The 12,242-nt window shown below is 54.9% G+C and carries 10 protein-coding genes; 1 reads left to right on the top strand and 9 read right to left on the bottom strand.

Features of this window, described 5'->3' with window-relative positions:
* The first annotated feature begins 87 nt into the window (after positions 1 to 87).
* Positions 88 to 723 carry a hypothetical protein gene (locus IVB26_RS31265; RefSeq protein ID WP_247968879.1) on the top strand — a complete coding sequence of 212 codons (636 nt, stop codon included), beginning with the start codon at positions 88 to 90 and terminating at the stop codon, positions 721 to 723.
* 414 nt (positions 724 to 1,137) lie between these two features.
* On the opposite strand, the gene IVB26_RS31260 is transcribed toward IVB26_RS31265, so the two are convergent.
* The 9 genes from IVB26_RS31260 to IVB26_RS31220 all read right to left on the bottom strand — a co-directional run bounded on the left by IVB26_RS31260 (position 1,138) and on the right by IVB26_RS31220 (position 12,065).
* The gene (locus tag IVB26_RS31260; protein WP_247968878.1) at positions 1,138 to 2,232 is read right to left on the bottom strand and encodes a glycosyltransferase family 4 protein; all 1,095 of its coding nucleotides are present in this window, start codon (positions 2,230 to 2,232) and stop codon (positions 1,138 to 1,140) included.
* A gap of 4 nt (positions 2,233 to 2,236) precedes the next feature.
* The gene (locus IVB26_RS31255) at positions 2,237 to 2,971 is read right to left on the bottom strand and encodes an FkbM family methyltransferase (RefSeq protein WP_247968877.1); all 735 of its coding nucleotides are present in this window, start codon (positions 2,969 to 2,971) and stop codon (positions 2,237 to 2,239) included.
* A gap of 31 nt (positions 2,972 to 3,002) precedes the next feature.
* On the bottom strand, positions 3,003 to 4,265 hold the full coding sequence (locus tag IVB26_RS31250; protein ID WP_247968876.1) for a right-handed parallel beta-helix repeat-containing protein: 1,263 nt from the start codon (positions 4,263 to 4,265) through the stop codon (positions 3,003 to 3,005).
* A gap of 751 nt (positions 4,266 to 5,016) precedes the next feature.
* Positions 5,017 to 5,886: an SGNH/GDSL hydrolase family protein gene (locus IVB26_RS31245; protein WP_247968875.1), complete on the bottom strand. Its 870-nt coding sequence runs from the start codon at positions 5,884 to 5,886 to the stop codon at positions 5,017 to 5,019.
* The gene (locus IVB26_RS31240) at positions 5,883 to 6,446 is read right to left on the bottom strand and encodes an acyltransferase (protein ID WP_247968874.1); all 564 of its coding nucleotides are present in this window, start codon (positions 6,444 to 6,446) and stop codon (positions 5,883 to 5,885) included. The genes IVB26_RS31245 and IVB26_RS31240 overlap by 4 nt, the downstream gene beginning before the upstream one ends.
* On the bottom strand, positions 6,443 to 7,435 hold the full coding sequence (locus IVB26_RS31235; protein ID WP_247968873.1) for a glycosyltransferase: 993 nt from the start codon (positions 7,433 to 7,435) through the stop codon (positions 6,443 to 6,445). Before IVB26_RS31235 ends, IVB26_RS31240 begins: the two co-directional genes overlap by 4 nt.
* A gap of 85 nt (positions 7,436 to 7,520) precedes the next feature.
* Positions 7,521 to 9,032 carry an O-antigen polysaccharide polymerase Wzy gene (wzy, locus tag IVB26_RS31230; RefSeq protein ID WP_247968872.1) on the bottom strand — a complete coding sequence of 504 codons (1,512 nt, stop codon included), beginning with the start codon at positions 9,030 to 9,032 and terminating at the stop codon, positions 7,521 to 7,523.
* On the bottom strand, positions 9,029 to 10,522 hold the full coding sequence (locus IVB26_RS31225) for a polysaccharide biosynthesis protein (protein ID WP_247968871.1): 1,494 nt from the start codon (positions 10,520 to 10,522) through the stop codon (positions 9,029 to 9,031). The genes wzy and IVB26_RS31225 overlap by 4 nt, the downstream gene beginning before the upstream one ends.
* 43 nt (positions 10,523 to 10,565) lie before the next feature.
* The gene (locus IVB26_RS31220) at positions 10,566 to 12,065 is read right to left on the bottom strand and encodes an undecaprenyl-phosphate glucose phosphotransferase (protein ID WP_247968870.1); all 1,500 of its coding nucleotides are present in this window, start codon (positions 12,063 to 12,065) and stop codon (positions 10,566 to 10,568) included.
* Between the last annotated feature and the right edge of the window lie 177 nt (positions 12,066 to 12,242).

Here is a 12,242-nt window from a genome sequence, read left to right as displayed (position 1 = left end):
CTTCCGCTCTTTGCGCTCGGCATCGCCTGCACTGGCTGGTGCCTAACCGCTCTACCAATTCTCCGCTCCACCGCGCCGGTCCGTGAAGTGACCGAACGTATGATGGCTGACCGGCGGTTCAAATCCGGTGTGCTCGCCCAGGTGGCGGCGGGGTTGGAGCGAGAGCCGAGGAGACTGGTGGCGCAAGCGACCTTCATCCGTGCACAGGCGTTCGTGAATCTTGGAGTGGCCGAGGGAACGATTGGCCAGGGTGCTCTAGAAGAGGTGGATCATGATATGGCTACGGCCCAGGAAAGAGTACGCTCATCGCTGATGATGAATCCGCGAGACTCCTTCCTGTGGTTGATGCTGTACTCATTGGTGACGGCGCGAGAAGGGGTTGGGGCTGACGTGCTCAGATATTTCGATCAGTCGTATGCGACCGGCCCGTATGAAGGCGGGATTGCAATGCGACGGAACCGGCTCTCGCTTTCTGCGTTCCCGTTGCTCGACGAAAGTCAGAAGGATCGCGCGGTAGCGGAATTCGCGAGGATAGTGGATAGCGATCTTACCGTAGAGGCAGGATTGATCTTGACTGGAGTCGGCCGGCAGTACAGCTCCCAGCTTACAAACGGCTTGGAATCTGTCGACGTCGGTTCTCGGCAGGACTTGTCGAGGTGGTTGTCGGACAACGGCTACAAGATGCAAATTCCTGGTGTTGAACTACCCGATAGGCCTTGGTGATGACAGCCGTCGAACTCGTTAGATCAGTACTCCTGGCAGCAGGAGTATGTGCTGCCCTGAGCATTGCCGGTCCTGTGAGTGCTCAAGCGCCTGGAGGCGCCAGCTCCTCGTTTACTCTTCAAGGGCCGGCCGAATCGTCTTCAAGCCTCCCCGCCGCAAACGTGCGGGATTCGCTTGGTCGATTGTGTTATGAGACTTACGCAGTCGCCCGAGCTCATGTCGTAGAGCCAGACGTGTACGACCATATCATCAGTATCAAGAACAACTGCACCAAGCCATTGAAGTTGAAGGTCTGCTATTTCAATTCGGATAGATGCACGCCGGTTGATCTGCGGCCCTATATGCGCACGGAAGTTATTATCGGAACGATGAAGAACGTGAGGTTCTTCAGGTATGTTATACGTTGAGCTCGGCCTAATTCGCGGCTATCACCGCGCATAGTTCGGCGAACTCCGTCCTGCTGATCTCCGCGGCCCTTTCAAATTCGCGTCGTGACTCAATGGCTGCGCGAACGAGCAAGTCGAGATCATTGCAGTATCTGAGCAGCTCCCTTGTTAGTCGGTTACGGATTTCCCGATCGATTTGAACGATCGTTCCAGTGCGGCCAAGCATCTCTGGGATGTAGCCGGCATTCGTGGAGATCACGGGCAGTCCGTAGCTCAACGCTTCGTAGATTACGAGCGGTTGAGCTTCGTATCGATATGTGGTGGGAAATAAGAAGACTTGCACATATCTGAAGAAATGATCCTTTTTTGCCTTGTCGACAGGGCCCCAGACCTCCAGAGCTTCGCCCAAAATGCTAAACGCGCGGGCTACACATTCTTCTGACGCGGTTCCCATCAATGGGCCGGCAAGTACCAACTTCGCCTTTGCTCCCTTCTCGCGTGCGTCGATCACCGTATCGATCGCGAGTTGGAGGCCTTTTTCCGAATTGAGATTTGCGAGCAAGCCAACGACCAAGTCGTCGCATATCGGCACGGTTTCCGAGAGCGGAGGAGACGGAATGTGGCAGGCATTGCCACTGACGAGCGTTCGCCCCGTGAGGCCATAATGCTGTTCCATGTCACGAGCCATCTGGTCGGAAAGAGCGACGTGAGTAGTTCGTTGGCCACAGAGTCGAGCAAGCAAAGCGAACATCGGAAGACGTCGGAGTGTGTGCGCCGATGAATGATGATGTAGTACAATCGCAAAGCCCGTTAGCCGTGCGACAAGAGCTAAGAAAAGGTTGTAAACGATGCCGTGGCCAGCCTGAAACGGCATGTACAGTGTTTTTGCGTGCCGATGATTACATTTGGCCAGCGCTACGGCGGCTCTCAGGACGCCAGAGATCCTCCTAAAGTGATACGCAATGCTTTTCTTTGCTTTTCCTGGTGATGTATCGATAATGGAAAGGTAAGCCGGCAAGCATTTTAGGCCTTCGGCAACAGCGGCATTCACCGCGGCTTGACCGTGCATCGGTGGAGGAAGCGCGCCGACAACGACTACACTCGACTTTTCGGCTTCTGACACAGTACTATTCCTTCTCGACTCGCGAGAAGAGCATATCAGCTTGAATCGGCCGATCGGCACCGTCGTGAGCGACGTTGAAGACGCCCGCCAACTGATAACCTTTCGCATGAAGATAGCTGATCACTTCGGACGCCAGCGGCTGTCCTCGATAGAGTTCAATGAAAGAGAGCTCCGCATAAATGTGCTGAACTCGTCTGAGCAACTCTTCGCTTCCTTTGAGGACTTCCAGTTCAAAGCCTTGGGTGTCGATCTTCAGCAAGCATGAAGCTGGACACTCATCTGGAGCGATAAAGGCGCAGAGTCTGTCTGTTTTGATCGTAAGCGTTGACGCAATGCTGGAGCCGTAAAGGCGCTGGTGTTCCTCACCTAACGGAAGCAGCGAAGATGAATCGTCTTCCCTGGTGACGTTGATCGTCGAACTCCCGGTTTCGGTCGATACCGCAGCTTCAAACAGTTTAAAACGCTCGTCACCGACCATCGCCTTCCTGCAGATCGCATTGGGCCCAGGTAAGGGTTCAAACGACGTGATATAAGCAGCGGGCCAAAGATGGCGAGCGAGCAGGGCAAATTGCCCGCGGTTCGCGCCAATATCAATTACCAAGCCCGGCGTGAGGTGACGTAAAGCATACGTATGCTCGACGCCCGCCAGAACCCCAGTGCGTAGTGCTCGTCGGAAAAGTGGCACCCGCAAAGCGTAGCTGAGCTTTCGCGCGCGCAGTGCAAACAGATCGAAGCTCATTAGATTGTCATCCTGTAAAGAAAAATGTCGTCTAAGGAACGATGCTTGGAGCATCTTGCATATTTTCGGTGAATCGAGTTGGCGATGTGCGTCCAGCCCGCGAGCGGATCTCTTCGACAGCTTGCTGTATTTTCGTTGGCAAGCCGGACGAGGATTGTGTGGCTTTGCCAGAGATGATTTCGTTGTCCGCGAACACGTAGGATCGGTCGGTGCAGACACCGAAGAACGGAGGCGCGCGGTCTGATTCTAGGGAGTTGTTCTTGAATACGACAGATGAGCCCTTCGAAGGGCGCGTGCAGCGAACGCCGGCTTCTCCATAATCGAGAAGATAATTTCGCTCGAATAACAGGTCCGTCCCGTAATGGATATGAATGCCCGCGTGAGAAACGCTCATGACGACATTATTGCGAAACGAAAACCCAGCGGTTCCTGCATCCGCGTAGAGTCCGTGGCCGCCATACTTACGAGCCTTACCTCCAAGAATGAAGTTGCCTTCAACGAGCGAGTTGGCTTGACGTCCAAGTGTATAGATTCCGCCTAGATCGGAAAGCACTCCTTGTCCGAAGTCGGAGACCACATTGCCGACAATCCTGTTGTCGTGACTTAAGCTCGGGCCATACTCCCACGTCCATCCTACCGAGATTCCCGTATAGTAGAGGTCGCGAATCTCGTTTCGTTCCACCAGAATGTGGTCCGCTTGGCCAATCCATACACCTACCGCGGCGAAGTGAATTCGACCCACGGAAGCAATAAGATTGTCCGATACTCTCACGTCACGGGTCGGAGACAAGCTACTCTCGCCTTCGTTCCAGGGCGTTCCAGGAGCGGGTCTGCGTTGTTCGGAGCCGATTGCAATCCCCGTGCCGCCAAGATCCCGCAGTTCTCCCTGGCTGATTTCGACGTCGAAGCAATTTTCTCGAATGCGGATGCCAGTAGCGCCGGTATGAACCAATGCAAAGCGCCTGAACTTTATGGCATTCGCGTTCTGCATTTCGATCGCGCCGGGCAGGCCGACTTCCGCCTGCATGGCTGCCCAGCCATCATTAGGTAGGCGCCACGCCGTCGTCGAAAAATACAGGTCCTCGAAATGAAGATCATGAACGCTTTGTGTCTTGCTTCCTTCGATGGATATCAGCTTCGTAAGTCGCGGAACAACGGCTTCCTCGGCAGAAAACGCCTCATTGTTTGCCGGACGATATCTAATTTCAAGCTTGCCTGCATCGCACTGCCACGATCCCTCGGTAAGCGGTCGATCCCGATAATTCTCGATGAAGTAGGGGAGGCCCGGCGTCATGTCACGGTGGACTCCGTGACCCGCGAACTTGCCAGAAAGCCCGAGGATTTTCGATGATGGGTCGTAAGACGTTGGCCGCATGCGAGACGCGGTCCACGCATCGAAGATGACGATTTCAGTGTCTGTGAAACTCCTGAGATCCAGTGGCAGATCCCCTTCCCCTGCAATGAACCGATCGTTCAGCGGCCGCGCTTCCTTTGGAAGGCTCTTGATTTCTAGTGTGCCCGTCGCAGGCAGGCGCGGCCGATAGCGCCTTTCTCCTCCAACGAATAATTGCTGAGGGCAACCTGCCGGCGATAGTGACGAAGGGTACTTAACTGACCAAACCCCATCCTGTCCAAGATGCCAGCTTTTAAGGCGCGTGCTACCCTCGAGGCGAGCCAATTCGTTTGGATAAGAGCGATAAGTAGTCGGGGCATCAGAGGAACCGGAGTCCTCCGGTCGGAAAACCAGTGGACTCTCCAGCTCGTATTTACCCCCCCGGAGAAAAACGGTAATCGCCTTCTTTCCGACCTGAGGTTGATTGGCTCTCAATCCGCGAACGAGCGAGACTGCTTTTTCGATGGTCCGGAGTGGACCCTCTCTTCCCAAGGGATTCGGCTCGGGCCTCAGTCCATCTGCATCGTCTCGCCCCTCGGGGGATACGAATATATTGATGTCATCCCTGGGTCCGTTAGCCTCTACAGGCTGAGGAAGAAGGTAGACCCCAAGCAGCAATGATAAGGCAAAGTGCGTCCTACGCATGTGGCTTCTATGGAATTAGGTGAGAACGCAAATCAGGGATGGTATCGGCCAAGTTCGAAGCCACCAGCGCGGAGACCGCCTCCGCACCGCTTCGATTCAAATGAGTATAGTCTTGCGTATATCTTCGACGTGGGTCGTCCTGCGGAGTTTCAGGAGTGATCGGTGTTGATTTCGGAAGCCTGGGCTGCAGTGTGTTGCCAGCCTCTGCTGCTTTCCTTTCCGGTTCGGATGGCGCCACGGCCGAGAATTCGGCAGAAGCGACCGCTCCGAGACGCTGAATGAGTACTGCGCTGCTTCGGTTTAATTCGACAACCGGCGTGTTGAGCTCTTTTCCAACCTTCTCGACTTCTAGAGCCCAAGGTAGCAGCGTGTTGTTGATCTGCCCGCTCTTAAAGTGACGAGTTGCTAATGGGGTTACCAACACTGGTATGGCACCTAACGCACGAAGCTCCTGCACGAACCGGCGCAGATTACTCGGAAATTCGCCCTTGAGGTCGGTTCCGACTGCGGGATCCATAGATTTATCGTTGTGGCCCATCTGAACTAGTACAAAGGTCTTCTGGTAGCTAGAAATCTGAACTTCGCTTTTGACGATGTCCCAAAAGCCGTCCTCCCTGTACGTTCGGGTGCTGCGACCGCCTCGGGCCAGATTGAGGCAAGCGACATCTTCCTTCACGTGTAGTGCGCAAAAGAGCCCGCCCCATCCAGTCTGGGGGGCTACGGTTGAATCTCCAATTAGAATAATGCGCAAGGTTTCCCTGGCGAATGCCCCCGATGGAATATTGGCAGCTATAGCTGAGCCGGTGAGAAATAAATGTGCTGCCAAGAGTAAGGCACGTTTGATTGCAATAACCCCGGCTACTTTCGCCACGCTCATGTTGTGTCTTTCCCAAACTCCCAATCCACCGTTGCCGAAGGAGCAGCGCGGCGCTCTCTCCAGCGATCTGGATGATCGCGCAGGCTATCAACTCTCTGTGCGGGATTGCCAAACATGATGGAGTCCGACGGAACTCGTCCCCTCACCACACTGCCGGCACCAATAATTACATTGTCTCCAATTTCTGTTCCGGGCAAAATCACAGCATTCATTCCGATGAATACATTGGCGCCGATCTTTATCTCTCGCTTCACCGCAATATCTGTAGGAGGCGGTTCTCCAATTGCAATCAACGCGGTAGTCAACGAATAGTCGTGCGTCAGGAGAATCACGTATTTGGAGATGACGGTCCGTTCACCGAGCGTGATGTAGTTGAAGTCGTCAAATCTAGCTCGAAGAGAAATGTAGCGCGGGAAACCGTTCAGACGTATTCCGTATGCGGAAAGAAGCGGGACGTACAGCTTCATGTACGTCCGTGGGCTGAGGTTCTCGATCGGCGCAAGCGCAATCTTGAGCGCGTGAAGAACTATGCGTGAAATTGCCCGCCGTGTCCTGCTCATTCGATGTTCCTTACCATAGACCTAAAGGAATTGGCGTATGACGCCGCAATCTTCTCAGGAGTCATATTGGCAATTCTCGATATCGCGAATTCCATAGCATTGCTCGGCCCCGATAGAAGGGCCATTTCAACGATATCCGCACAAGCGATAGGGTCATCCCGGTTGCTAACGTAGAACGGGTAGTCAGGCCCAAGCAGCTCACGATGTTCGGGAATGTTCGAAGCCACGATCTTTGAACCCGCCGCGACACTCTCTAGCAACACGTTCGGCAGGCCTTCGTGATGGCTCAAGCTCACAACCACGGCCGCCTTCGACAGATAGGCGGATATGTCTTGGCGAAATCCGAGGAAATCTATCCGATCGCTCAATCCGGCGCGCAAGACTATGCCTTGGAGCTCGCTCCTAAGGCTGCCATCGCCAAGGATGGTAAACCTGAGGTCGGGACGACGTTTGGCCAACGCGCAGAAGGCTTGGACAACGATTGGCACATTCTTCTGAGGCTCAAGTCGGCCGGCATACACCACGGAATTAGAAGCAATCGAACTATCGATAAGGGCATGTGGTTGCACAATATTCGGTATCACGAAGCAAGGCCGTGCCGCACCTGCTTCAATCCAGTATAGTTTTCCTTTTTCAGAGTTTGCGATAATCCCATCAGCAAAGACTCCGAGACGGCGCCGAAGCCAATAGCGAAAGTCAGGCGGATACTTTGAGTCTCTTTCTGTCATGATCCACGTCAGCCCAGCCGTACCAAGCCGAACGAAGAAGCTGTAAGCATCGCACGCGTGTAGCCAAGAGAGAAGAATGTCTGGTTGTATCTTTCTGATCAGGGCGCGAAGGCTCAGGATGTTTCTCGGATCGTAGTTCGACCTAACGGGAATCCTATGAATCTTCAGGTTTATGTTCTGAAGTAGATGGTCATGCACACCAGTGTAGAAGTGGATGAGATGCAACTCGATGTCATCTCTTTTCTGAAGCTCGTTCAGCAAGTAGATGCATTGCTTTTGCGCCCCACCGTCTGACATGGCTTGTATGAGAAAGCAGACGCGAATCGGTCTCATAGTCAATCGGTGGCTAACGTTTACTGTTGAGAGGATTGCTCAAGCGAGCAACGGAATGCGACGCTGGATAACTTCTTGTTGCCCTCTTCTTCATGGGAATGGCTCGGCCCCGCATCCACATGAGCAAGTCGTAGGCTTTAAAAAGTATATAGGTCCACGTGAGCATCCTTACCGGAAAATCGAGGGTATACCGTGAGAGTTCGGCAAAGTTTCCGAGCACAAGGAGATAGAAGGTAATTGTGCGCGTCGAAAAGGGTGTCACTGCCGCGCGCCTTTGAACCGTCCCGGCAAATAGTCCAGCCAGCAAAATCAATCCCGGTATGCCGAGCGGCCCGAAGTCCATATACGCATCTGTCAGCAGATTTGATCCGACACTCCAGCCTGCGTTGGGGCCGAGCATATAGTTCGAGAGAACCTCAGCTGTGTTGGTCAAGTGAGCGTCGCTGCCCAGTAGGAAGCCTCGGACTAACGGAATGATTCCGGCGAATCCAATTAGCTTGTACTTACCGTATCCGTAGTCTAGCCGCTCGGGGACGATGTCGAAAGTCGCTCGTAAGGTGGCTGTCGTTATGCCGAAGCTGCTACTACGATTTGCTTCCTGGCTCGGCCGATCTTCAAACATCTTTTCGATCAGGCCAGAAAAAGACCGATCCTGCGACATTCGTACTGTTTCGATCGCAGTGTAAAGTGCCAGTGAAGCGAAGACGCAGGCTGCCAACGCGACCCATGACGTGCGTCGAATAAACGTGAAAAAGCCGCCTCCTGCAGCGATTGCAATCAGGAAGAATGAATTCCGGTCTCCATGGAGAAGTATTCGCGCAGACCAATAAGCTATAATCGGAAGGCAAAGTAGAATCGGAAACTCTAGAGCTTTCCTCTGTGCGATCAGGGCAATAGCGCGCGATCCTGCAACGATGCAGAGCATCGTGATGATTAGATAGATGCCGTCCGCAATTGCGCCGCCGCTCGTTACCTTTGTGTACCGCCCCTCGTCCGCGCTTTGGAGGCCTGCTCCTTCATAAATTAGAATGAATCCGGCGAGGAGGATCAGAGCGAGGTACCCAAAGGTGACATAGTATTGTCCTTCGTTCGCTGCGTTAGTTGCCGAGGGCAAGTTCGATTTTGATCCAGTGGCAATGCTCAACCCAAGATGAAATGCAACGAAGCCGAGCGCGGAAGCAACAAGGGCTTGGTTCGATCCATTCTCGTACACGAAGGGAAGGTACGAGTTGTTGCGGAGATCGGAAAGTCCGAGAAAGTGCAACTGATAAGGATTTATGAATAGCAAGAAATAGAACATCAAAAAGAGAGTTTCGATCGAAGTATAAACGGGGATGCCCGGTCGAATGCGGACTGGCGAAAGGAACGAGCGCGTGAAGTAAGCATAAAATAGAATGATGACAGGCCATGCGACGTAGGCGTCATTTCCCGTGGGCACAGCGTATAGAGCAAACGTCAAGCAGCCCAGTAGTAGCGCTTGGCCCAAGAGTGACATTTTGTGGGGAATTGGACGAGTAGGATTCATTGCGTCACCCTTTCGCGAACGGCGAAGGTTCGTCCAAAGATAAGCGATCGCGTCTCGCGAGAGACGATGAATGCAAGGGCAATTCCGGTTAGCACTACGAATGCCATTGCGGCTGTCAACAAAAGAGCAAGCCAGCCGTGTGGATTAACGAAAGGTGCGGCGAATATCGAAGCGGCAACAACCATGGCCAAGACTCCGATTCCGCGCCAATGATAGGCAGGTATCGGAACAAGACCGGAAACGAGCCGGGGCAGCAGTATAGAAGCGAGCAAACGGCCTATGATTAGGCCGAGATAGATGCTCTCGAGCGAGCCAAATACAAGGAAAAGCAGGCCCGCCAATAGCAGGCTCACCACTGTGGCCGCGAGTGCGACCAGAACCTTCTTCGAAATGTTCAGTCCGACGTCCTGAATCTGGGCTTCCAAGCGTATGTGTGAAAGTTGAAGAAACGCGATCACCATCAAGGCATTGAGTGCGTCACCCATATAGTACTCGGGTCCGATCCATACCGAGACAAATGCCTTGTTCAACAGCAGAATGCCCGCTCCACTCACGGTCATAACGGCAAGCAGGATCTCGCGGGTTTGACGAACCAGCTTTCCTGCTCCGGTGAAATCTGCGCTTCCTATCAGCGCGCCCAGACTTGGTGTGACTGCGCTGCCAGTCATCAGACAAATCGATAGAGCGAATTGAATCGAGTATGAGGTGAACGTGTATTCTGTGACGGCGACCGGACCTGACATGGCGCTGATCAGTAGAAGTTCGCTCGAAAGCAAAAGCAACTGAACGAGCGCCCAAACCAAGGTCCAATTACTGAAGCCAGCGAAGCGGCTAACATCGCTGCGCATCGGCTTGGCAATTCCCCACCATTTGACGCGCTTGCGGGCAACCCACCAAGTGAACGTACCGTTTAGAACCGTACTACCCAAGGTAATCAGACCCAAAGTAGGCAGTCCAAAGTCGGCACGCGCGGCAAGAAGCATCAGTCCGTTGCTGATGACTAGAAATGTAGTCGTCAGAACGATGGACCGGTAACCTTGGTTCGTGCCTATCAGAACCGCGTCCGGGATGCCGAGGAGGGCGCTCAGAATCACGTTGATTCCAAGCGCCAGCGCTGCCCATCTCGCCAGTGTAAGATGATCGGCGGTAACGCCATTGATGAGTGAGGGTAGGAGGTAGATGACTCCTGAAACTGCCAACAGAAGTACTGGAAGCCAAAAGAGCCACATCAGGATTGCTGCTGCGACTGCGCGCCGCAGGGTCAGGTCATCATCCTTTCTCGATCCGTGGGCGACGATCCATTTCAGGGCTTGCGTGGCTCTGCCGTCAGCAACCCCGGAGAGGTCGAGCAGGCGCAATAGAGATTTCCAAATTCCGAAGTCAGTCGCACCCAAGCTTTGGACAAGGAGCGGATTGATGGCAAGTCCCAGCAGCGCCATCACAACAAAGTTCGCATATAGCGCGATGGCATTTAATTTTGTTTCGTTCATAAGGAGTGGTTGTTAGCCAATGGATCACGCGCAGGGCGAATTGTTAATAGGCTTTATGCTGACGAAAGGCGGTGAACGCCGTTCCGACAACTATCTTGAGATCCAGCGCCACGCTCCAATTATTAATGTACCACAGATCATACTCCACGCGCTTCTGCATCAGGTCGAGCGTGCGGGTTTCTCCGCGATAACCATTAACCTGGGCCCAGCCGGTGATGCCGGGCTTGACGTGGTGGCGGAAGGCGTAGTTGCCGATGATCTGCTCATATTCGGTGTTGTGGGCGGCCGCGTGCGGGCGGGGGCCGACCAGCGACATGTCGCCCTTGAGCACGTTGAAGAGCTGCGGCAGCTCGTCGATCGAGGTCTTGCGCAGCCATTTGCCGATTCCCGTGACGCGCGGGTCGTTCTTCTCCGCCTGCACGATGGTCGGGCCGTCCTCCAGCACGCGCATGGTGCGAAACTTGAAGATCTTGAACGCGCGCCCGCCGAAGCCGTGGCGGGTCTGGCGGAAGAACACCGGGCCCTTCGAGCTCAGCTTGATCAGGAGTGCGGTCACCAGCATCACCGGCGCGAACACCAGCAGCGCCAGGCTCGCGCCGACGAGGTCGAGCGTCCGCTTGAGCGCGCGCTCGTTCCAGGACAGCGGCGCGCGGCGCAGCTCGGCGGTGAACGTGTTGCCGGTGCTCACCAGCGGATAGCGCAGGAACCGCGCGGCGTTGGGGTCCGGCACCAGATGCACGGGGATGGGCAGGATCTTCAGCGCGTCCAGAATGCTGTCGATCGCGTGCTGCCGGCTCCAGTTCATCAGCAGGAAGACGTGCTCGATCCGGTTCTCGCGCGCGAAAGCAATCAGCTCCTCGAAGCGCGGCGCCAGCTGTGACAGCAGCAGCGGCGAGGCGAGGTCCTTGGCCGGGATCTCCATCACCCGCATCAGGCGGTAGCCGTGCTGGCCGAGGTCCTCGACCGCGTTGGACGAGGTGGCAAGGCCGAACTCGGCGATCATGATCGCGCGGCCGTTGGCGAAGGCGCCGGTGCGCAAGGCATGCGCGGTCCAGCGCGCCGCCGCGATCTTCCAGGCGAGCAGGACGGCAAGGCCGACCAGATAGAACGAGATCGTGGTGCCGCGCGAGAACTCCTCGCTGACCTTCATCGTGAAGGCGATCGCCAGCAGCGCCCCGAACAGCCCGGTCCACGTCGTCAGCGTCAGCCGGAACGTGCGGGCCAAGTTGGTGAAGTTCTTCAGGCGGTAGCCGTGCTGCACCACCGTCAGCAGGACGAAATTGATCGCAACCAGCACGCTGGCCGCCGCATAGACATCCGCCTTGCCGAGCGTGCCCGCGGTGACGATGTGATAGCCGGCCGCGCAGCCAATCCCGCTGACAACGATCAGCGCCGCATCGATCACCGCCATCAACCGCTCGACAACCACAGGGCGCATCCAGCTCGGCGCAAACCCTGCAGCTGTGGCGGGAGCCTGCTCGACCACGCCAATTTTCGCCGTAGAATCAGCGACGGGCACCGGCCGTGTGGAAAGAATTGTCATCCTGCCAAACTCATTGACGCAAAATTCATTATCCGAAGCACGGCGTGCTATCGGTCAAAATCGCTGTTAAAACAAGGCGAAGGAAAAATTAACCTTACCCCACAAGCTGCATTGTAGCCCATCTCGCCTCGACTGATATGTTAAATTTCACAACCCGTTAGGAAGATCTCGTTGCCT

Source organism: Bradyrhizobium sp. 195 (genome assembly GCF_023101665.1).
In the GTDB taxonomy this organism is placed as follows: Bacteria; Pseudomonadota; Alphaproteobacteria; order Rhizobiales; family Xanthobacteraceae; genus Bradyrhizobium.
The sequence above is the reverse complement of the archived record's forward strand: the minus strand, read 5'-3'. Positions and strand labels throughout refer to the sequence as shown.

What these genes read in the sequence shown, in the direction of transcription:
- wzy (WP_247968872.1), bottom strand. Translation starts at nt 9,032, where the DNA reads ATGAATCCTACTCGTCCAATTCCCCACAAAATGTCACTCTTGGGCCAA.
- IVB26_RS31245 (WP_247968875.1), bottom strand. Translation starts at nt 5,886, where the DNA reads ATGAGCGTGGCGAAAGTAGCCGGGGTTATTGCAATCAAACGTGCCTTA.
- IVB26_RS31255 (WP_247968877.1), bottom strand. Translation starts at nt 2,971, where the DNA reads ATGAGCTTCGATCTGTTTGCACTGCGCGCGCGAAAGCTCAGCTACGCT.
- IVB26_RS31225 (WP_247968871.1), bottom strand. Translation starts at nt 10,522, where the DNA reads ATGAACGAAACAAAATTAAATGCCATCGCGCTATATGCGAACTTTGTT.
- IVB26_RS31240 (WP_247968874.1), bottom strand. Translation starts at nt 6,446, where the DNA reads ATGAGCAGGACACGGCGGGCAATTTCACGCATAGTTCTTCACGCGCTC.
- IVB26_RS31250 (WP_247968876.1), bottom strand. Translation starts at nt 4,265, where the DNA reads ATGACGCCGGGCCTCCCCTACTTCATCGAGAATTATCGGGATCGACCG.
- IVB26_RS31220 (WP_247968870.1), bottom strand. Translation starts at nt 12,065, where the DNA reads ATGACAATTCTTTCCACACGGCCGGTGCCCGTCGCTGATTCTACGGCG.